The sequence below is a fragment of the Aestuarium sp. genome (assembly GCF_023253315.1).
GTDB lineage: Bacteria > Pseudomonadota > Alphaproteobacteria > Rhodobacterales > Rhodobacteraceae > Marivivens > Marivivens donghaensis.
The window spans coordinates 24,232-43,784 of sequence record NZ_JALRGW010000014.1 but is presented as its reverse complement, the minus strand read 5'-3'; the positions used below and the strand labels follow the sequence as shown (position 1 = coordinate 43,784).

At 56.1% G+C, this 19,553-nt stretch carries 20 protein-coding genes; 5 read left to right on the top strand and 15 right to left on the bottom strand.

All coding sequences use genetic code 11. The annotated features are described in order from the left end of the window. Positions 1 to 188: 188 nt before the first annotated feature. Both AC1QQ2_RS08815 and AC1QQ2_RS08810 read left to right on the top strand, forming a co-directional pair. A complete protein-coding gene (locus tag AC1QQ2_RS08815) occupies positions 189 to 941 on the top strand; it encodes a DUF4253 domain-containing protein (protein WP_479712861.1) in 753 nt (250 codons plus the stop codon). Positions 942 to 980: 39 nt separating this feature from the next. After that, on the top strand, positions 981 to 1,829 hold the full coding sequence (locus tag AC1QQ2_RS08810; RefSeq protein ID WP_479712860.1) for an SDR family oxidoreductase: 849 nt from the start codon (positions 981 to 983) through the stop codon (positions 1,827 to 1,829). Here the strand turns inward: AC1QQ2_RS08810 and dxs are convergent. Genes dxs through AC1QQ2_RS08780 form a run of 6 tightly spaced genes read right to left on the bottom strand, consistent with a single transcriptional unit; the run spans position 1,826 to position 7,007 of the window. Then, positions 1,826 to 3,751, bottom strand: a complete 1,926-nt coding sequence (gene dxs / locus AC1QQ2_RS08805; RefSeq protein ID WP_479712859.1) for a 1-deoxy-D-xylulose-5-phosphate synthase — start codon at positions 3,749 to 3,751, stop codon at positions 1,826 to 1,828. The two genes, AC1QQ2_RS08810 and dxs, sit on opposite strands and share 4 nt — an antisense overlap. A 7-nt stretch (positions 3,752 to 3,758) precedes the next feature. Then, positions 3,759 to 4,616, bottom strand: coding sequence for a polyprenyl synthetase family protein (locus AC1QQ2_RS08800; RefSeq protein ID WP_479712858.1), 858 nt, complete (start codon positions 4,614 to 4,616; stop codon positions 3,759 to 3,761). Continuing rightward, on the bottom strand, positions 4,616 to 4,858 hold the full coding sequence (locus tag AC1QQ2_RS08795) for an exodeoxyribonuclease VII small subunit (RefSeq protein WP_067552682.1): 243 nt from the start codon (positions 4,856 to 4,858) through the stop codon (positions 4,616 to 4,618). Before AC1QQ2_RS08795 ends, AC1QQ2_RS08800 begins: the two co-directional genes overlap by 1 nt. Next, entirely contained in the window at positions 4,855 to 5,781 is a 927-nt protein-coding gene (locus AC1QQ2_RS08790) for a histone deacetylase family protein (RefSeq protein WP_479712857.1), read from the bottom strand. The genes AC1QQ2_RS08795 and AC1QQ2_RS08790 overlap by 4 nt, the downstream gene beginning before the upstream one ends. A gap of 30 nt (positions 5,782 to 5,811) precedes the next feature. Next, a complete protein-coding gene (locus AC1QQ2_RS08785; RefSeq protein ID WP_479712856.1) occupies positions 5,812 to 6,513 on the bottom strand; it encodes a response regulator in 702 nt (233 codons plus the stop codon). Beyond that, the gene (locus AC1QQ2_RS08780; RefSeq protein ID WP_249942974.1) at positions 6,510 to 7,007 is read right to left on the bottom strand and encodes a MarR family winged helix-turn-helix transcriptional regulator; all 498 of its coding nucleotides are present in this window, start codon (positions 7,005 to 7,007) and stop codon (positions 6,510 to 6,512) included. The genes AC1QQ2_RS08785 and AC1QQ2_RS08780 overlap by 4 nt, the downstream gene beginning before the upstream one ends. A gap of 149 nt (positions 7,008 to 7,156) precedes the next feature. Between AC1QQ2_RS08780 and AC1QQ2_RS08775 the strand changes: the two genes are divergently transcribed. Beyond that, entirely contained in the window at positions 7,157 to 8,023 is an 867-nt protein-coding gene (locus tag AC1QQ2_RS08775; protein WP_479712855.1) for a branched-chain amino acid aminotransferase, read from the top strand. 34 nt (positions 8,024 to 8,057) lie between these two features. Here AC1QQ2_RS08775 and AC1QQ2_RS08770 read toward each other — a convergent pair whose 3' ends face one another. The 3 genes from AC1QQ2_RS08770 to AC1QQ2_RS08760 form a co-directional block, all read right to left on the bottom strand. After that, a complete protein-coding gene (locus AC1QQ2_RS08770; protein WP_479712854.1) occupies positions 8,058 to 8,972 on the bottom strand; it encodes a DMT family transporter in 915 nt (304 codons plus the stop codon). Positions 8,973 to 9,074: 102 nt separating this feature from the next. Beyond that, positions 9,075 to 9,572, bottom strand: coding sequence for a DUF1097 domain-containing protein (locus tag AC1QQ2_RS08765; protein ID WP_479712853.1), 498 nt, complete (start codon positions 9,570 to 9,572; stop codon positions 9,075 to 9,077). Positions 9,573 to 9,688: 116 nt separating this feature from the next. Continuing rightward, entirely contained in the window at positions 9,689 to 10,465 is a 777-nt protein-coding gene (locus AC1QQ2_RS08760) for an ABC transporter permease (RefSeq protein WP_479712852.1), read from the bottom strand. A 127-nt stretch (positions 10,466 to 10,592) separates the two neighbouring features. Here AC1QQ2_RS08760 and AC1QQ2_RS08755 point away from each other — a divergent pair, with 127 nt between their 5' ends. Continuing rightward, positions 10,593 to 12,671, top strand: coding sequence for a 4Fe-4S binding protein (locus AC1QQ2_RS08755; RefSeq protein ID WP_479712851.1), 2,079 nt, complete (start codon positions 10,593 to 10,595; stop codon positions 12,669 to 12,671). Next, a complete protein-coding gene (locus tag AC1QQ2_RS08750; protein ID WP_479712850.1) occupies positions 12,668 to 13,549 on the top strand; it encodes an FAD:protein FMN transferase in 882 nt (293 codons plus the stop codon). Before AC1QQ2_RS08755 ends, AC1QQ2_RS08750 begins: the two co-directional genes overlap by 4 nt. 53 nt (positions 13,550 to 13,602) lie before the next feature. On the opposite strand, the gene AC1QQ2_RS08745 is transcribed toward AC1QQ2_RS08750, so the two are convergent. The 6 genes from AC1QQ2_RS08745 to pedF form a co-directional block, all read right to left on the bottom strand. After that, positions 13,603 to 14,388 carry an FAD binding domain-containing protein gene (locus AC1QQ2_RS08745; RefSeq protein WP_479712849.1) on the bottom strand — a complete coding sequence of 262 codons (786 nt, stop codon included), beginning with the start codon at positions 14,386 to 14,388 and terminating at the stop codon, positions 13,603 to 13,605. 14 nt (positions 14,389 to 14,402) lie between these two features. Further along, positions 14,403 to 16,766 (bottom strand): xanthine dehydrogenase family protein molybdopterin-binding subunit, encoded by a 2,364-nt coding sequence (locus AC1QQ2_RS08740; protein ID WP_479712848.1) that lies wholly within the window; start codon positions 16,764 to 16,766, stop codon positions 14,403 to 14,405. A 31-nt stretch (positions 16,767 to 16,797) separates the two neighbouring features. Then, positions 16,798 to 17,283, bottom strand: a complete 486-nt coding sequence (locus AC1QQ2_RS08735; RefSeq protein ID WP_479712847.1) for a (2Fe-2S)-binding protein — start codon at positions 17,281 to 17,283, stop codon at positions 16,798 to 16,800. Between the two features lie 26 nt (positions 17,284 to 17,309). Next, a complete protein-coding gene (locus AC1QQ2_RS08730; RefSeq protein ID WP_249946664.1) occupies positions 17,310 to 17,834 on the bottom strand; it encodes an SRPBCC family protein in 525 nt (174 codons plus the stop codon). Between the two features lie 74 nt (positions 17,835 to 17,908). Continuing rightward, positions 17,909 to 18,817: a substrate-binding periplasmic protein gene (locus tag AC1QQ2_RS08725; RefSeq protein WP_479712846.1), complete on the bottom strand. Its 909-nt coding sequence runs from the start codon at positions 18,815 to 18,817 to the stop codon at positions 17,909 to 17,911. Continuing rightward, positions 18,817 to 19,509 carry a cytochrome c-550 PedF gene (gene pedF / locus AC1QQ2_RS08720; RefSeq protein ID WP_105236118.1) on the bottom strand — a complete coding sequence of 231 codons (693 nt, stop codon included), beginning with the start codon at positions 19,507 to 19,509 and terminating at the stop codon, positions 18,817 to 18,819. Before pedF ends, AC1QQ2_RS08725 begins: the two co-directional genes overlap by 1 nt. Positions 19,510 to 19,553 lie beyond the last annotated feature (44 nt).

The following is a 19,553-nucleotide window of genomic DNA, read 5'->3' as shown; positions in this document are numbered from 1 at the left end:
TCTACCTTTTTGGAATTGTTTTGGACGTCGGCATGCGCCCCGATTACGGGGTCGGAGTGTCCGGTTATGATGCCTGATCGGTCCATCCTCAAATCTGACACCAGTTATGCAACGTCTTCAAGACGCAATGGCACTTGCCGCTGGCAGAGCGATGATGGCAAATGGCGTCAAACCGCTTGGGGGCAAGCATGAGTATTTTGAAAAAGTTATTTGGCCCAGATGATGATCAGGCTCTGATCTACGACGCTGGTTCATTGGTCGAAACCACGGTGACTCGCTTTCCACTGATCCGCTGTCACAGCGATCTCGCTCAGGCCGTGATCGCAAAAGAAGCCCAAAATCGGGATCATACCCCCATCATCATCGGCTCGATCCGATCGGTCGAATTGCTGAACGATGCGACGCCGCGACCCATCACAGACATCGCGTTACGGGCTGCCAAATTTGATTTCCCTGCGTGGATGGAACAGGCAAAGCTCGACTGGGCCACTCGATCAAATAACACCAGACAGCCAGTGCCGCCACGCGGGCCATCGGATACGCACACCAACCACGCCGATGCGATTGACAGCGCCGTCTGGGATCCTGCACGCGGCGCGGCGTTGCAGACGATCTACATCGCGCTTTTCCCCACCGCAGACCCGACCGAAGTTCCTGCATACCTCGACTGCGGAGGATGGAATGCCTTTCCAGAAACCGAAGTGCATATGGGTCTCATGCGCCGCTGGCGTGATCGGTTCGGCGCACGGCTAATTGGTCACAGCCACGACACGCTGACCTTCCACGTTCTACGTCCACCTCACACATTCGCCGAAGCGCTGACGCTTGCGGAAGAGCACTATGCCTATTGCCCAGATGTCGTTGATCAGGGGTTCAAAACGCTGGATGCGCTTGCTGGGGCGCTCTTGAATGCGGGCACTTGGCAGTTCTGGTGGGACTGACCACTTGAACATGCCTGCGGTCACGTCACATTGCGAAACATGAAAACGCTTCTCTCATTCGGTCACGGCTATTCCGCCCAAGCCCTTGCACAACTATTGCCCGACGACTGGACGGTGATCGGGACCACTCGGTCCGCCGACAAGGCCACAAGATTGCTCTCCGAGGGCGTTGATCCCCGCGTTTGGCCCGGCGCAGACATGCGGCCTGCACTGGACTGTGCGACGCACCTTCTGATTTCCGCTGCGCCGAACGAAGATGGCGACCCAGTGCTTCAGCATCTGCGCGATGAAATTCTATCGCGAGCCGATACCTTTGAATGGGTCGGATATCTGTCCACGACGGGCGTCTATGGAGATCACAGCGGCGATTGGGTGGATGAAGATGCTCCCCTGACCCCCGCCACAAAACGTGGGCAACTGCGAGTTAAGGCAGAGGCCGAATGGCGGACAATGGGTCTGCCTCTCCATATCTTTAGGCTCGCGGGAATATATGGCCCGGGTCGTGGACCGTTTGCGAAAGTGCGCAATGGAACGGCGCGGCGGATCATTAAACAGGGTCAGGTGTTCAGCCGTACCCATGTCGAAGACATCGCGCAGGTGCTTTGGGCTTCAATCAACCGTCCAAATCCGGGGGCCGCGTATAATGTCTGCGACGACGACCCTGCCCCGCCCGAAGACGTCATTGCCTATGCCGCGAAACTGCTGAATCTTCCAATCCCGCCAGCCGAGGATTTCGAGACAGCCGAAATGACGCCAATGGCGCGGTCGTTCTATGCCGAGAGTAAAAAGGTGAAAAACGACCGGATTAAGGACGAATTGGGTGTGATTTTGAAATATCCAAACTACCGCAGTGGTCTGGACGCCCTTCTCGCCGCTGGAACCGATTAAGCAGTCTTGCCGATCGTCGCCACGCCCAGAACCTCGAGCACTTTTGCTTCGATGTCGTCGGCGTTCAATCCAGCCGTCGCATACATATCGCGCGGGTTGGCGTGATCGATGAACGTATCAGGCAGAACCATCGAACGGAATTTCAGACCCGCATCGAATACACCCTCGTCAGACAGCAATTGCGCAACGTGACTACCGAAACCACCAACCGCACCTTCCTCAATGGTGATCAGAGCATCGTGCTCTGCGGCAAGTTTCAGGATCAATTCACGGTCGAGCGGTTTTGCGAAACGCGCATCTGCGACGGTCGGCGAGATGCCTTTAGCGTTCAGGCTCTCTACGGCTTGCATCACCTCTTGAAGCCGAGTCCCGAACGAGAGGATTGCAACCTTCTTACCCTCAACAATCATGCGGCCTTTGCCGATTTCGAGAGGCTCCGCATCGGTTGGAATTTCGACGCCAACACCTTCACCACGAGGGAAGCGGAATGCGATCGGCCCTTCGTCATGCGCCGCAGCCGTCACAACCATCCGCACCAGTTCGGCCTCATCCGCCGCAGCCATGACAACCATGCCCGGCAAATTCGCCAGAAACGCCACATCAAAGCTACCTGCGTGTGTCGCGCCATCAGCACCAACGAGACCAGCACGGTCGATTGCGAAACGAACGGGGAGACGTTGGATTGCAACATCGTGGACGACTTGATCGTAACCACGCTGCAAGAACGTCGAATAGAGCGCGCAGAATGGTTTCATTCCACCCGCAGCCAGCCCCGCAGCAAAGGTCACCGCATGCTGTTCGGCGATACCCACGTCGAAACAACGTGATGCATAACGTTCCATAAATTTCGACAGACCCGTGCCATCTGGCATTGCCGCCGTGATCGCGCAGATTTTTTGATCCTTCGCCGCTAATTCCAGCAAGGCTTCAGCGAATACATTCGTGTAGCTTGGTGCGTTGGACGGCGCCTTGTGCTGCTTCCCGCTCGGAACGTCGAATTTGGCTGTCGCGTGACCTTTGTCACGTGCCGCCTCAGCAGGAGCGTAACCTTTGCCTTTCTTCGTAATCGCATGGATCAGGATCGGACCAGTTGCGCGCGCCTTGACCGTGCGCAAGACGGCCAAAAGCTGCTCCATGTCATGCCCATCAATTGGCCCGATGTAAGAGAACCCAAGTTCTTCGAACATGGTCCCACCGACGGTCATATGCTTGAGCATATCCTTCGCCCGCTTAGCGCCTTCGCGGAATGGCGGGGGGAGAAGGCTTACCGCGCCTTTGGCAGCCGCTTTCAACTCTTGGAACGGAGCACCCGCATAAAGACGCGATAGATAAGACGACAGTGCGCCCACTGGCTCTGCAATCGACATCTCGTTGTCGTTCAGAACAACGATCATCCGCTTGCCCAAATGGCCCGCGTTGTTCATCGCCTCGAACGCCATGCCCGCGGACATGGACCCATCACCGATCACCGCAATCGCGTCGCCGACGCCCTCTTCGGTGACGCCGCCCAAATCACGCGCCACGGCAAAGCCGAGTGCCGCAGAGATCGAGGTCGACGAGTGACCAGCGCCAAACGCGTCATACGGGCTCTCACTGCGTTTCGCGAAACCGGACAGGCCGTCTTTTTGACGGAGGGTCCGAATACGATCACGACGGCCCGTCAAAATCTTATGCGGGTAGCACTGGTGCGAAACGTCCCAGATGATCTTATCTTTGGGCGTATCGAACACCGCATGAAGCGCGACCGTCAGTTCCACCACGCCCAATCCAGCGCCCAAATGACCGCCTGTAACCGACACCGCGCTGATTGTCTCTGCACGCAATTCATCGGCCACCTGACGCAGTTCAGCATCCGACATACCTTTTAGGTCCGCAGGCGTATGAACGCGGTCGAGGTGTGGTGTCATCGGTGTGTCAGTCATGGCTGTCTCACTTGTCGCGGTCGATCACAAAACGTGCCGCGTCGCGCAGGGTTTGCGCGGTTTCACCATAGATAGATAGGGCATCGCAAGCCTCGGTCACCAAATCGGCTGCGCGGCGTTTCGCCCCGTCCAAACCCAAGAGGGACACGAATGTCGCTTTGCCAGCATCAGCGTCTTTACCCACGGCTTTGCCGACCGTTTCAGCATCGCCCGTCACGTCCAGAACATCGTCCCAGATTTGGAAAGCCAGCCCCAAGGCATCGCCATAGCGTTTCAACGGTCCAATGTCCGCGCCCGCCATTCGAGGCCCCGCCGTCGCGGACCATGTGATCAGTGCACCCGTTTTACCTGCCTGCAATGTGGTAATCTGATCGAGTGTGAGAGGGGCCGTTGCCGTCTCCGCTGCGATGTCCAACGCCTGACCACCGACCATCCCACGCACACCCGACGCCTCGGCGAAGGAACGGATGAGGTCTGTGCGCCGTTCAGCGGCACAATCAGCGGAAGCCAAGAATTCAAATGCTAACGATTGAAGCGCATCACCTGCAAGGACGGCGGTCGCTTCGTCCCACTTGCGATGAACGGTCGGCTGCCCACGGCGCAAATCGTCATCGTCCATGCAGGGCAGATCATCATGCACCAGAGAATAAGCGTGCAGACATTCGATCGCCGCCGCGACCTTGACTGCGTTCGAAATACCGTGGAGCGCCGCCCCTTCGAGGACCAAAAACCCGCGCAACCCTTTTCCACCGCGCACTGCATATCCCATCGCATCCGCGACAGGCATATCAATGCCCGAAAGCGCCTGCGCGATCTCAGCCTCGGCCAGATCGCGAGCGCGGGTTAGTGCGGCGGTCAATGACATTAGCCAGCGTCCAGCGGTGCCGTTCCAGTCGGTGCGCCATCAGCGCCCAAAGTGATCTTGGCCACTTTTTCTTCGGCTTCTTTCAGCTTGGCCTCGCAACGGGCCTTTAGCGCGGCGCCACGTTCATAAAGCGCGATGGAATCGTCGAGCGCCACATCACCATGCTCAAGACGGTTCACAACCGACTCCAGCTCTTTCATCGCCTGCTCAAAGCTCATTTCATCAACGGGCGTGTCAGTCATCGGCCTCTTTCCTCCAGAACACTTACATGGGCGGCAGCGGAGGCTGCCAACGCGTCAAGGTTATAGCCACCTTCCAATGCAGATACCACGCGCCCGTTGCAAGAGGACTCGGCAATATCACACAGGCGGTGTGTCACCCAGGCAAAGTCTTCGGTCTCGAATTCCAACTGGGCGAGCGGATCATCACGATGCGCATCGAAGCCAGCAGAAATAATCAATAGCTCGGGTGCGAAAGCCGCAAGACGAGGGAACACTTGGACTTCGTATACTTTGCGAAAAACGTCAGAGCCGCTTGCGGGCGGCAAGGCGATATTTAGAACGTTATCAAACTCACCCGTATCAACAGGATCACCCGTCCCCGGCCAAAGCGGCATCTGTTGCGATGTGATCGTTAGGATACGAGGATCATCTTCGCACAATGCCTGCGTGCCATTGCCGTGATGAACATCGAAATCAACGATAGCGACACGGCGCAGTCCATGATGCTCGAGAGCATACTTCGCCGCGATGGCGACATTTCCGAACAAACAAAAGCCCATCGGGATTTCTTGTTCAGCGTGGTGACCGGGAGGACGAATGGCGGCAAAGGCGTTCTTCACATCGCCGTTTAGCACTTTGTCGACCGCGAGCATGACAGCGCCTGCAGCACGATACGCCGCCTCAAGCGATCCGGGCGACATATGCGTGTCGGCATCCAACTGCCGCGAGCCAGATGTGGGCAATGCCGAACGTAGTCGGTCGATGTAAGACTGCGGATGGCACCGTTTTAGATCGTCGTCCGCCGCCATTGGGGCTGTAAAACGATCCAACGGAATATCAGACAAGGCGTCCAAAACGACTTGAAGACGGGCAACTTGTTCAGGATGTCCGTCGGGCGTCACATGGTTCAGGCAGGCGGGGTGTGTGATTAAGGCTGTGGTCATACCGCAAGGAACCCCAAACCCATCCGTCCGTCAATCAGGCTGTAGCATGTAGCCCGAACCGCGAACCGTCTGGAGATAACGAGGCTGCTTCGGATCGACCTCGATCTTGCGGCGTAGACGGGTAATCTGAACATCGACCGCGCGTTCCTGCGTTTGCCCACCAGAACGGCTAAGCTCTTCAACCAAGGTGCCCCGCGATACGGGTTCACTGGGCTTAGCGCTGAAAATCTTCATCAACTGGCTCTCGGTCGCGGTCAGGCGGATCAGATCATCACCCTTCCACAACTCCCCCCGATCCACATCGTAGCGAAACGGACCCATATTCAGCGACTTCGGCACCACGACAGCAGGAACCGCCTGCGGGACACGGCGCAGGATTGCATTGATCCGCAACAGCAGTTCTTTGGGCTCGAACGGCTTTGCTAGGTAATCGTCCGCGCCCGCTTCCAAACCAGCAATCCGATCAGAGGTCTCACCCTTTGCGGTCAGCAACATAATGGGCGTGCCCAACCGTGCCCGCAGATCGCGGCACAACGACATGCCGTCTTCACCAGGCATCATGACATCCAAAACGATCAAATCGAATTCGAGACCAGACAGGATACGACGCGCATGAGCCGCATCGCGTGCGGTGCTCACCAAAAAACCATTCCGCATAATGAACTTCTGTAGAAGTCCCCTGATCCGTTCGTCGTCATCAACAATTAAAATATGGGCGTCATCGGCGCTCATGTCGTTCTATCCCTCAGCGCCTCGTATTGACGACGCATGTCCGTATCCATCATCGCCTCTAGAACTTGGCGGAACCCACCAACGGCAGCTGGACCTGCGGCGCGAAACGCTGCCCGCATTCGATCCCGCTGCGCATCGGACAGCTCGCGCTCCAGACGCTGGCCAGCTTCGGTGAGGAAAAGGTGACGTTCACGCTTGTCCTCTTGGCCGACCCTGCTCTCTACCAAACCGTCATCGATCAAAGCGCGCAACACACGATTAAGGGACTGCTTTGTAACACCAAGAATAGACAAGAGATTATTCACCGTCGTGCCGTGGCTTCGGTTGATAAAGTGGACAGCACGGTGATGCGCCCGTCCGTAGCCTTTTTCTTCGAGGATGCGATCAGGGTCTGCCGTGAAACCGCGGTAGGCAAAATACATCGCCTCGATCCCCTGCCGTAGCTGTTCATCCGTCAAAAACAGCAGGGACTGTCCGCTTGGCACGTCATTCATGGCCGAAACCCTTCTTTCGTTCACGGACAGAATACGTCAGCCTTGTTGACATTCCAAGCCTTCACTGTTAGCGAATCTCATGAATTCGCGCAATTTTACGATAGAAATCGTAGTGCGTTGAGAAATAAATGAAAAGCAGAGGGTGCACTATGGCTGGCTATGATGATCGTGACGGTAAAATCTGGATGGACGGCCAGTTGGTCGATTGGCGTGACGCGAATGTCCACATTCTGACCCATGCGCTGCACTACGCATCGTCCGTTTTCGAAGGCGAGCGTGCTTACAACGGCAAGATCTTCAAATCCGTCGAGCACTCCGAACGTCTTTTGAAATCGGGCGAGATGCTCGACATGCCGATCCCCTACACTGTTGATGAAATCGAAGCTGCGAAGAAAGCTGTCTTGGATGCGAACGGCCTGACCGACGCATACATCCGCGTCGTTGCATGGCGTGGCGCGGGCGAAGACATGGGTGTTGCATCCGCGCGCAACCCTGTTCGCATGGCTGTGGCCGCTTGGACTTGGGGTGCCTACTACGGCGACGCAAAGATGAAAGGCGCAAAGCTGGACATCGCGAAATGGAAGCGCCCGTCGCCCGAAACCATCCCAACCGCTGCAAAGGCCGCTGGTCTCTACATGATCTGCACGATGTCCAAACACGCCGCAGAGGCCAAAGGCTGCTCTGACGCGCTGTTCCTCGACTATCGTGGCTACGTGGCTGAAGCGACTGGCGCGAACATCTTCTTCGTCAAAGACGGCGAAGTGCACACCCCGATCCCAGACGCGATCCTGAACGGCATCACCCGTCAAACCGTCATCGGCATGCTGCGCGACAAAGGCATCAACGTCATTGAGCGCCGCATTCAGCTGGAAGAGTTGGCTGACTTTGAACAGTGCTGGCTGACAGGCACTGCGGCTGAAGTTACTCCCGTTGGTCAGATCGGTGACTACACCTTTGAAGTTGGTGATATCACCCGCTCAATCGCAGAGGACTACGAAGCGCTCGTTCGCGCCTAATCGTAGGTTCTGATGAACATTGTGTCGCCGTAGGTTAGCCCTGCGGCGACATTGCTTTTCGGGTCTTGCTTCGTTCGAGCCCAAGCTGGCGCTCGCGCCAAATGATCAATATGCCAGCAAAGATCACCACGGACGCACCGATCAACGTGGTGCCCGTCGGCACCTCATCAAAGAACGCAAAGCCAATGGCGATCGAGAACAGCATCGACGAATATTCGAATGGCGCCACGAACGACGCGTCCGCAAGCCGATAGCTTGAGGTGAGAAGGATCTGACCGACGCCACCAATAATGCCCGCAAGTACCAGAAGTGCGGCCTCTTTGGGCGTGGGTACGACCCAGCCCCAGTAAATCGTCAGCAACGACAGTCCAGTGGCAGTGACTGAAAACCAGAATACGATCGATGAGGTCGTCTCGGTCTTCGTAAGTTTCCGAATAAAGACCTGCGCCAAGGCTGCTGCCACAGCAGACCCCAACGCCAGAACCGCGCCAAGCGTCTCTGACACGTCAATCACATCGACCGATAACCGTGGGGCCATGATGATCATAACCCCGACGAGGCCGACAGCGACTGTCATCAATCGAAATAAACGAACCGTTTCATTCAAAAACATCGCAGCAAAGACAACCACGAAGATCGGCATCGCATAGCCAATAGCGGTCATTTCTGGCAGCGGCAAAAGGCCCAGCGCTCCAAACGTCATGGCCATAGCAGACGTACCGATCACGCCGCGCCAAACATGGTTCATTGGGTTTTGTGTCTTAAAACCGATCCGCAACTCTTTGCGCATCGCGAGCCAAACAACGATCACTGGAATGGCAAAGAGGGATCGAAAGAAAACCGATTGCCCTGGTGGCACATGGCCGGCGACAGATTTGATGATCCCCGCCATGACGACAAAGAGAAGCACCGACAATACTTTGAAAATGATGGCTCGGATAAACTGCATAGGTCGCCCTTGTTCTAGGGACCTTGTAGCACTCAATGGGCGCGCGCCAATGGGTATTCTAATAGCTAAGCGGCGCGTCCTGAAAACGCGCCGCCGTGCTGATCACTCAGCTTTTGCAACCATGGCGCCCGCGACCTTTTCAGACACGATGCCAAACACGTTGCCGACAATGAGCGAGACCGCGATCATCATTGCCGCTTTGCCAAGTGCGGCAGTATCGGTCAGCGCAACACCCGTCAAAAGCGTTCCCGCTGCTGTTGATGCATAGCCGTAGACGCCCGCCGGAATGGTGGCGAGGGCTGGCAGATGCGCGCCCAGCACCAGAACAACCACTGACACACCCACGATGATGGATGTGACGACGACGGAACCAGCGACCGATCCAACAACGAACAGAGTCACAGCGGCAACAGCCACGCCCCAGATGTGGTTAATGCTGTTCTTAGTCAGGGCCTCAAATTTGCCGCCCGTGTGATAGAATGCACCCCAACCGATAAAGAGCGCCCAGACCTGTAGACCCGCTCCATTCCCAAGGCAGACCCATGTTGCCACGGCCGCCAATACACCGATTGAAATCGCTAATGCGTTAATCAAGTTCATAGTTTCTCCTTCCCTGTTTACCCCTCTCCTCTGGGGGCAAGCGAAACGGTAGAGAGAAGGCTGTCCGGCGGGTATTAGACCTTAAGTTGATAAACTAAAGTCGAATACCACTCATTTTAAACGGTGATTTTACCCTGAAGTTGGCGCCACCGCGTAGCTTTCGCTTCGATCGGCTGAATCAGAAGATATTCGATCAGCAGCATGATCACGATAAACGCACCAGAATAGGCCAACACGCGCACCACATCGAACATCTGGAAATAGAGGTGGATTTGAAACCCTATCCCGTTTGATCGACCCAAGAATTCGACTACGAGCACCAGTTTCCAAATGATGGCCAGCCCGTTGCGCGCACTCGCCGCCATGAACGGGGCCAACTGAGGAAGCACCACATGGCGTAGCCGCTGCATCGGCGACATTCCAAACACCTTCGCCATTTCGGCGACTTTTCGATCCATCGCCCGCGCACCTTCGCGCAGGGTCACGATCACTAGTGCCGTTTTGTTAAAAGCAACCGCGATGATCGCGGAAAGGTCGTTCAAACCGAACCACAGGTAACACAGAACGATCACGACCAAGGCCGGGAGGTTCTGCGCGAGGATAACCCATGGCTCTGCCCATCTGTTCAACCGCGGCAGCGTGCCGAGCATCACCCCAATGATCGAACCCAAAACCATCGCAACCACAAAGGCAGCAGCGACACGTTTGAGCGTTTGCCAGAGATGATAGGGCAAACGCCCCGAGTCGATCTCGGATACGATAAGTTTGAAGACAACGATCGGATCGGGAAAAATCCTCGGCGTACCGTAGATCATGCTCACCACCCACCATAGCGCGATCATTCCCGCCAGCGACCCAGCGAGCACGGCCATGCGTGAGAAAAGTCCCGTCATTTGAGGCATCACAGCCCTCCCTACGGCTCACCATTTCGCGGCAGTGGGGCCCAAGTCAACAAAGCCAAGCGCAGGTCGAGACTTAGGTCGTATGGGTCAAACCTCAGCCCATGCATAATGTTTAGCCATGCGTTTGATGTTGAATGCCCTCAGGTCGCTTTTGGTTGTGCTGCTGTTGAGCCTCTTCAGCACGCAGATCACGCACGCCGAAACCATGACCCGAGAACAGATGTCAGAATACGTCAGTGCTCCAATGGCGCTGGGCGACCCCGTGAATGATCGCGGTGTTTGGGAGTTGTTGAACTCTGGTGGAGCGCACGTTGGCTACGTATTCGAAACTGGAATGCTTGCCCCACTGCCGGGCTTTGCAGGCGAACCGATTAACATGTTCGTCGCCATCGACCTCGAAGGGCGGTTCATTGATGTACGTCTTATCTCTCACCACGAACCCATTTTTGTGTCGGGGTTGGGCGAGGCACCACTCCGCGCGTTTCTGGAACAATATAGGGGGCTATCGATCTCTCCGCCCATCGTGGTCGGCACGCCCTATGGCAATGCATCGGACGGATCGGCTCTGGTATATTTGGACGGCGTGACCAAAGCGACGGCCAGCGTCCGCATTGCACATGAGTCGATATTGGCCGCTACGCGCACAGTTGCGCAGGAAAAGATGCAAGGCGTTGCCTCAGTCCCACCCGCCACACCAAACATGACCTATCATGAGGACCTAGACTGGCCGCGCCTTATCGAAGAAGGATTGGCACAGAACATCCGTGTGACCAACGCGGAAGTAGAAGCAGCGTTCGAGGGCACCCCCTTTGCCCGCACTGACGCCGAAGCTTTGTCCGATCCAGATGGTGCGTATCTGGACCTTTGGATGTTGGACATAGGACCGCCGACAATTGCCCGAGCAGCATTGGGCCAAGACACCATCGATCAACTAGATGTCCTACAACGCCTGGTGCCGTCTTCCGAGATGATCCTCTTGATCGAGAACGGACGGCACGGATTGGTCGGGCCCGATTTTGTCCGCAACACTTCGCCTGATTGGGTATCTGCAACGCAAGATGGTTTACCTATTCAATTACGTGATGCGGATGTCTCGGTTGATCTCACCAGTGGCGGTCCTGATGGTTTTGCGATGATCCTGCGAACGGATCGCCGCCTCGGATTTGACCCCTCACGCGATTGGGTTCTCCACATTGACGCCCTTCGAGAACGCGGCGTTTTCCAGCCCGAGATTGGTCGCATCACATTGGACGCGGAATACATCGCTGCGCCTCGGTTCTTTATCAGCAACACGGGTCAGCCGATTGAAACGTCACCTCTGAAAGAAGCCCTTCGCAACCGACAGACAGACCTGATTATCGGAGCAATTTTCGTCACGGTTCTGCTAGTCGTCTTAGGCTTTGGGCAAAGCTGGATCGCAAGAAAGGCGCGCCTCACACCAGTCCGACTTTCGATCCTCGCATTTGTCACCGTGTTCGTCGGCTGGTGGGGACAGGGTCAGCTGTCCATCGTGACAGTTACTGGCGCGCTACAAGCGCTCGTCAAAGATCAGTCGATGGAATTTCTTCTCTACGATCCGTTTTCCCTGCTCATTTGGGGTACCGCAATCGTTGGATTTGTCCTGTGGGGTCGAGGGCTGTTTTGCGGCTGGATGTGTCCATTTGGCGCCCTACAAGAATTCGCACACTACCTAGGTCGATTGCTAAGGATCCCTCAAATCAAAGTTTCAGATCGTTGGGACAGTCGGCTCAAATGGGTGAAATTCTTAGTACTCGGAACTTTGATCGGCGTTGCCCTCTTTGCACCTAGCTACAGTGTGAAAGCCGCAGAAGTTGAGCCATTCAAAACCGCAATCTCAGTCTTTTTCGTCCGCAACTGGTACTACGTCGTTTATGCCGTGTTCTGGCTATTGCTCGGGATGGTGATCTTCAAAGGGTTCTGCCGCTATGTCTGTCCGCTCGGCGCCGTCATGGCCATTGGCGGCCTGCTACGCGGTCGCAACTGGATCGAACGCCGTGAGGCCTGCGGATCGCCATGTCAATTGTGCAAGGTCCGCTGCAACTACAATGCGATCAAAAAGGACGGTGCGATCTCATACTCGGAATGTTTCCAATGCTTGGACTGCGTTCAGATTTTTGACGATCGCCAACAATGCGTTCCACTGATCCTCGCTGATCGCAAAGGAGCAAAGCCATGATCACCCGCCGCCGTGCTCTCAAGATTTTTGCTGCCGCCGCAACCGTGCCCACCGCATCCTTCGCACAGGATCGACGCTATGCGCTGGGCGCTGATGTTTCGATGAACTTGCGTGGGCCAGATGAAATCACCACCGCAGCTCGCGCTGCAGCTTGGGCTGAAATTGATCGCATAGAAGACCTGTTTAGCCTCTACAAAGAGTCCGATTTGACTCGGCTGAACCGTGATGGAGTGCTCCGCAATCCTGCGCCCGAGTTCGTTGAATTGCTTCGGCTATGTGACACGATCCACAACGCAACAGGCGGTCGGTTCGATCCCACCGTTCAACCCCTTTGGCTGGCTCATGCTCGCGGAGGCGACGTTGCCGCCGCGCGTGGCAAAACGGGGTGGCACAGGGTCGAAGTTGCAGATGATCTGGTTAGGATCGCTGACGGGCAATCCCTCACGCTGAACGGCATCGCGCAGGGCTATGCCACTGACCGTGTGACAAAGGTACTCAAAGACCACGGACTAACGCATGCGCTGATCAATATCGGGGAATACAACGCCCTCTCTGGCCCTTGGCAGCTCGGGCTTTCTGATCCAGCGTTTGGGCAACTCGGCCAATTCACGCTCACAGATCGTGCGACCGCGACCTCTAGCCCCGCAGCGATGAGGCTTCCCGATGGCACAGCCCATATCATTGATCCAACGGGGGCCAGCGACATTCCACAGTGGTCAACGGTTTCTGTGTGCGCACCCAGTGCAGCAATTGCCGATGGGCTATCGACGGCGCTTTGCCATGCAACGGCTGTCGAAATTCCCCTGATCGCAGCACGTCTCGACGTGCCCCTCACGATCCGCCTCATCGATCTGTCTGGAAACCTTCGCACCCTTTAAAACAGAAAGGCCCCCGTTTCCGGAGGCCAATCTTACCCAGAGGTAGTTGGGTCTTACTTTGCCGCGGCAACCGCGCGCTTGGTCATCACCTTGATCAGGTGAGCGCGATATTCTGCATCACCATGCAGGTCATTGATCAAGCCATCAGCCGACGCTGTCAGACCTTCGACCGCATCCGCAGAGAAGTTCGCAGACAGTGCAGCCTCGGCCTCAGCCCAGCGGAACACACCGTTTTCAGATGCGCCTGTCACAGCAACACGAACACCGTCCGCGTATTTGGCAACGAACACACCAACGAGGCTAAAGCGCGATGCGGGCTGAACGAACTTCTGGTAGTTCGCTTTTTCCGGCACCGGGAACTTCACCGCTGTGATGATTTCGCCTTCGTTCAGAGCTGTGGTGAACAGACCTTGGAAGTAGTCATCTGCAGCGATCTCGCGGTTGTTGGTGACGATAGTCGCACCCGAAGCAAGAGCCGCAGAGGGGTAGCACGCCGACGGGTCGTTGTTGGCCAACGAACCACCGATTGTACCACGGCTACGAACCGCTGGGTCACCGATGTTTGCTGCAAGAGCAGCAAGTGCTGGATAAGCCGATGCTTCAGCTGCGACGGTGGCATGAGTTGTCCCACCGCCAATGGTCAGGGTTCCGCCATCGGCGCAAACCCCTTTCATTTCGTCGATCGCCGAAAGGCTGACCAGCGTGGCGGGTGACGCCAAACGTTGCTTCAGTGTTGGGATGAGGGTCTGGCCCCCACCCAATGCCTGAGCCTCATCACCAGCAAGGGCGGCGACGGCTTCGGCCACGGTTTTGGGACGGGTTACGTCAAATGCATACATGATACGTCCTCCTCTTACTGGTTGATTGCTTTCCAGACGCGGTGAGGCGTCAGGGGCATGTCGATGTGCGGAACGTTCTTACCACCAGAGGCAAGAGCGTCGATGACGGCGTTCACAACTGCAGGCGGGGAACCGATGGCACCAGCCTCACCACAGCCTTTCACACCCAGCGGGTTGTGAGTGCACGGTGTGCAGCAGGAATGGTCTACGATGTAGAACGGCACGTCATCTGCGCGCGGCATTGCGTAGTCCATATAGGACGCCGATTGCAGCTGACCGTTTTCATCATAAACCGCCGCTTCGAGAAGGGCCTGACCGATACCTTGAGCGATACCGCCATGGACCTGACCTTCCACGATCATCGGGTTGACCACGTTGCCGAAGTCATCCGCCGCGGCGAACTTCTCGATCGTGACTTTGCCGGTTTCGGGATCAACTTCGACCTCACAGGCATAAGCGCCCGATGGGTAGGTAAAGTTGGCTGGATCGTAGAACGCGGTTTCTTCGAGACCTGGTTCGATATCTTCCAGCGGGTAGTTGTGCGGGACATAGGCTGCGAGGGTAACGTCACCCCATGCGCACTCTTTGTCCGTACCAGCCACGCTGAATTTACCGTCCTTCAGTTCGATGTCTGCCTCGGATGCTTCCAGAAGGTGTGCCGCGATCTTTTTCGCCTTGCGAATGACCTTTTCAGCAGCACGCACCATCGCAGAACCACACACAGCGAGCGAACGGGAACCATAGGTGCCCATACCGAACGGGATCTTGGACGAGTCACCGTGAACGATGTCCACTTGGCTTTCGTCGATACCGATCATCTCTGCGATAACCTGCGGGAAGGTGGTTTCGTGACCCTGACCGTGGCTATGCGCACCGACCATGACCGAAATCGAACCCGTTGCGTTCACACGAACTGTTGCCGCGTCATAGAGACCTGCGCGCGCACCCAACTGACCAACGAGGTTGGACGGCGCGATACCGCATGCCTCGATGTAGCAGTTCACGCCCAGACCGCGCCATTTGCCTTTGGCTTCGGACGCTTTGCGGCGAGCTTCGAACCCAGAGATATCCATGATCTCTTCCATACGGTCCATCGTCGCGATGTAGTCGCCAGTATCGTATTCCACAGCAACTGGAGTTGCATATGGGAACTGTGTGATGAAGTTCTGACGACGCAGAGCAATCGGATCAACGCCGAGTTCACGAGCCGCCTTATCGACCAGACGCTCCAGCTGGAACGTAGCTTCAGGACGACCAGCGCCGCGGTATGCGTCGACTGGAACGGTGTTGGTAAAGACTGCCTTAACGTTCACATAGATCAACGGGGTCTTGTAGTTACCCGCCATCAGTGTGCCATGAAGCCATGTCGGAACCGACGGTGCAAAGGTGGACAGATATGCGCCCATGTTTGCGTAGGTGTCCGTGCGGATCGCCATGAAGTTGTTGTCAGCATCCAGCGCCAGTTCGATCTTGGTCTTGTGGTCGCGACCATGAGCATCCGACATGAATGCTTCGGAACGGGTCGAGGTCCATTTCACCGGACGACGGATTTGACGCGATGCGAAGGTAACAAAAGCCTCTTCCGCATAATGGAAGATTTTTGTGCCGAAGCCACCGCCAACGTCAGGAGCAACAACACGCAGTTTGTGCTCTGGGATACCCAGAACAAACGCGCCCATCAAAAGACGAATAACGTGCGGGTTTTGCGAGGTCGTGTAGAGCGTCGATTCATCGTTCGCTTGGTTATAGTCACCAACAGCAACACGCGGCTCCATCGGGTTCGCGACCAAACGGTTGTTGATCAGCTCAAGCGTGGTGACGTGCGCCGCTTTTTCAAACGCTTCGTCAACTGCCGCTTTGTTTTCTTCAACAAAACCCCAGTCGTAGCAGAGGTTCGATGTCAGTTCGTCGTGAACTTTTGGCGCATCAGGAGCGAGCGCAGACACCATGTCCACAACAGCAGGAAGCTCTTCGATGTCGAGGCCGATTGCTTCGGCAGCGTCGCGCGCTTGCTCCTTGGTTTCAGCGACAATCGCTGCAATCGGATCGCCCACGTGACGGACCTTACCACGTGCCAGAACGGGGTGACCCGGTTCCTGCATCGGTTGGCCATGACGGTCAGTGACCAGCCAACCGCACGGAAGACCGCCGACGCCTTCGAAATCCGCACCTGTGAAGATACGAACAACGCCAGGCATGTTTTCAGCGTCAGAAGTGTCGATCGATTTGATGATGCCGTGTGCAACATCGGACCGCAGGAAATGCACGTATGTTTGGCCATGCAGGTTTATGTCGTCTGTGTACTGACCTTTACCGGTCAGAAATCTTACGTCTTCGCGCCGCTTTGGGCTGGCGCCGATACCATGATCTTTAGGCATTTATTCCTCCCTAGACTGTTGTCGACGCCGCTTATTCAGCAGCGATTGCGCTTACGTCCTGCCCGCTGGCTGCCATGATCGCCTTGACGATGTTATGGTAGCCTGTGCAGCGGCAGATATTGCCTTCAAGGTGATGACGAATCTCAGCCTCGGTGGGCTTCGGGTTCACCCTCAAAAGCGACGACGCAGCCATGATCATACCCGGAGTGCAGAAACCGCACTGTAGGCCGTGATGCTCTTGGAAGGATGCCTGCAGGGCCGACATTGTGCCGTCTGCGTTGCCCATACCTTCGATGGTGGTAACCGCCGCGCCGTCAGCTTCGAGCGCGAACATGGTGCAGGACTTCACCTGAAGCCCGTCAACATGCACGGTGCACGCACCACACTGCGAGGTATCGCAACCAACGTGGGTTCCTGTCAGTCGTTGTGCATCACGTAGAAAATCTACGAGTAGCGTCCGACCTTCAACTTCGCCGCTTACGGACTTGCCGTTCACGGTCATTGTGACTTTGGTCATGTTTCTCCTCCCTGAAACGATTGGGCTCAGCCGCCAAAAGTGCGTTTAAGCCAGCCTTTCTTCACTTCTGTCTCGGTCGCTCCTTCTTCGACGGCTCCGCTCTCCTCAGCGGGGCCTTCGACGACCGATTGGAATTTCGTAAAAAATTCGTCTGCCAATTTGCGGGCAACACCATCAATGATCCGACTGCCAAGCTGGGCAATCTTACCGCCGATCTTGGCCTCGACATCATAGGACAGCTCTGTGCCGCCTTCGACTTCGGCAAGACGCACCTTTGCGCCACCTTTGGCAAAGCCAGCGGGACCACCTTTGCCTTCACCACTAATGGTACAGCTTTCGCCTTCGACGATATCGGTCAACTGAACGGCGCCCTTAAAGGTCGCCTTCACTGGGCCGATTTTTTGGACAACTGTCGCCTCGAAACCTTCTTCAACTGATCCAGCCATTTCCTGACAGCCTGGGATGCAATCTTTCAGAACTTCGGGATTCAGCAATGCGGTCCAAACCTCATTTTTGGGTGCATTGATCACGCGGGAATCAGAAAGTTCCAAGGTTTCCTCCATCTTTATGCACCCAAGCTAAGCCGATGGGCGCTAACATTCATATAAGACTAAAGGGCTAGACCCTAACGTTCTGGGGCCAAAAAGGTCAGCCCGTAGTTTTCAAAAATCTGCTCAATCCGACCGTCGTCCAAAGCAGCGACAATGGCATCATCTACCGCGTAACTGAGAGGACGGTACGACATGTGAACCGCAACACCAACAGTCCATTTACCGACGGCGAAATTTGGTAAAGGCGGTGCGTATACTTCTGTCTCATCACTCGCCCAGTGTTCCAAACGCGCCAAAGGCCCCATGGCTGCGCGTACGTCACCTGAGTCAATCGCTTGAACAGCGTCACCCACGTCAGGAAAACGATGGATATTCGGAGCTGCAGCCATTCCCAACAAGTTGGTTAGGTAGAAATCAGCGATGGTGTCATTTTCCACCCCAACTGAGTCAAAGCGGAAATAGGGCGGCGTTGGCTGACTGTCCTCGTAAAACACTGGATCATATGCGATGCCGATCGTGTCAGCGTAGACCTGCCCCGTAAACGTCACCTGTTCGACCCGACACCCAAGATCACTGTTGTAAGGAATGTGCATCATCACGTTCGCAACTGCGCCGCCAACCACGGGACCTTTCCAGATCCAGTTGCGCAGATCAGCTTCGACGTTTTCGCCCGAGGTCACGTATTTAAAACGCGGTTCGACGCCCAGCGCTTCGGCAATCAGACGGGCGATCTCGACGTCTACACCACGATCTTCGGCGCCGTCTTTCCAGCTATAAGGAGGAAGGTCTTCGTAAACGGCGAACTCGATCCATCCACGCTCAACAATCGTGTCTAGATCTGCACCAACATAGTCGCGAGCCGTATTTTGAGGGCGTGCGCTCGGCGCGTAGTCCTCGCACCGAGCATTCGCAAAATTGGCCGACCCGATTGCGAATGCAATCGCTAGGATGGAACGCGCGAGAGCGGATCGGCTTTTAATCATCAGTGCGCCGCCGACAGACCAACGGTAAGGATTTCGCCTGCGTGTTTGTAGCTCTCAGGCGTATCGCTGATAGAACGCGCTGCTTCCCATGCGATGGACACAGCCACAGGTGCGCCGGACAGGGTTTCGATGCTCGACGCAATCTCATTGAGTTCGGTTTGAATAGCGGCAGCATCGCCGTCACCACCCGTGGACATCGACATGAGCAGGTCACGCAACTCCATCAAACGGGGCGCTTGATCTGTGACCATGACGTCATCAGGACGAGTTTCGATATAGGTGCGGATCGCCCAGCCCGCTTTCTGACCAAGGATTTCACCGAACGCAGGCATCTTTGTCGTACCGTTTTGGGTGTACCCGTGTTGGAAGCGCTCAACGAACCACTCATCGCCGTATTCTTCAGCTTCAAGGAAACGGAGGTCCGGAGCAAGACCACCAGAAATCACGCCGAGGCCGTGGCAACGTGCGCAGTTCTGGTTGTATCCCGACGAGCCGATCTCAACAGCCTTGAGCCATACTTCGTCACCCGCAGCTTCAGCGCGGTACGGGTTCTCACTCAACCATTCGTCACCCACATCTGGCAGAGCATCGGTATTAATTGGCTGGGGCGCCACGTCGCCATGAGCATGTGCCAGTGCCGCAACTGCGATGAAGCCGGCTGCGAAAATCGACGTCTTGCGTGACGTTTTCATGAGTGTTCCTCCTCGAACGCATGTTTGGCGATCTGATTGCCATG

Bases quoted from the DNA above. Each gene is read 5' to 3' on its own strand.
- AC1QQ2_RS08765 (WP_479712853.1), bottom strand. From the start codon at position 9,572: ATGAACTTGATTAACGCATTAGCGATTTCAATCGGTGTATTGGCGGCC.
- AC1QQ2_RS08750 (WP_479712850.1), top strand. From the start codon at position 12,668: ATGATCACCCGCCGCCGTGCTCTCAAGATTTTTGCTGCCGCCGCAACC.
- AC1QQ2_RS08755 (WP_479712851.1), top strand. From the start codon at position 10,593: ATGCGTTTGATGTTGAATGCCCTCAGGTCGCTTTTGGTTGTGCTGCTG.
- AC1QQ2_RS08795 (WP_067552682.1), bottom strand. From the start codon at position 4,858: ATGACTGACACGCCCGTTGATGAAATGAGCTTTGAGCAGGCGATGAAA.
- AC1QQ2_RS08740 (WP_479712848.1), bottom strand. From the start codon at position 16,766: ATGCCTAAAGATCATGGTATCGGCGCCAGCCCAAAGCGGCGCGAAGAC.
- AC1QQ2_RS08760 (WP_479712852.1), bottom strand. From the start codon at position 10,465: ATGACGGGACTTTTCTCACGCATGGCCGTGCTCGCTGGGTCGCTGGCG.
- AC1QQ2_RS08735 (WP_479712847.1), bottom strand. From the start codon at position 17,283: ATGACCAAAGTCACAATGACCGTGAACGGCAAGTCCGTAAGCGGCGAA.
- dxs (WP_479712859.1), bottom strand. From the start codon at position 3,751: ATGACTGACACACCGATGACACCACACCTCGACCGCGTTCATACGCCT.
- AC1QQ2_RS08775 (WP_479712855.1), top strand. From the start codon at position 7,157: ATGGCTGGCTATGATGATCGTGACGGTAAAATCTGGATGGACGGCCAG.
- pedF (WP_105236118.1), bottom strand. From the start codon at position 19,509: ATGAAAACGTCACGCAAGACGTCGATTTTCGCAGCCGGCTTCATCGCA.
- AC1QQ2_RS08770 (WP_479712854.1), bottom strand. From the start codon at position 8,972: ATGCAGTTTATCCGAGCCATCATTTTCAAAGTATTGTCGGTGCTTCTC.
- AC1QQ2_RS08810 (WP_479712860.1), top strand. From the start codon at position 981: ATGAAAACGCTTCTCTCATTCGGTCACGGCTATTCCGCCCAAGCCCTT.
- AC1QQ2_RS08745 (WP_479712849.1), bottom strand. From the start codon at position 14,388: ATGTATGCATTTGACGTAACCCGTCCCAAAACCGTGGCCGAAGCCGTC.
- AC1QQ2_RS08800 (WP_479712858.1), bottom strand. From the start codon at position 4,616: ATGTCATTGACCGCCGCACTAACCCGCGCTCGCGATCTGGCCGAGGCT.
- AC1QQ2_RS08780 (WP_249942974.1), bottom strand. From the start codon at position 7,007: ATGAATGACGTGCCAAGCGGACAGTCCCTGCTGTTTTTGACGGATGAA.
- AC1QQ2_RS08815 (WP_479712861.1), top strand. From the start codon at position 189: ATGAGTATTTTGAAAAAGTTATTTGGCCCAGATGATGATCAGGCTCTG.
- AC1QQ2_RS08725 (WP_479712846.1), bottom strand. From the start codon at position 18,817: ATGATTAAAAGCCGATCCGCTCTCGCGCGTTCCATCCTAGCGATTGCA.
- AC1QQ2_RS08790 (WP_479712857.1), bottom strand. From the start codon at position 5,781: ATGACCACAGCCTTAATCACACACCCCGCCTGCCTGAACCATGTGACG.
- AC1QQ2_RS08785 (WP_479712856.1), bottom strand. From the start codon at position 6,513: ATGAGCGCCGATGACGCCCATATTTTAATTGTTGATGACGACGAACGG.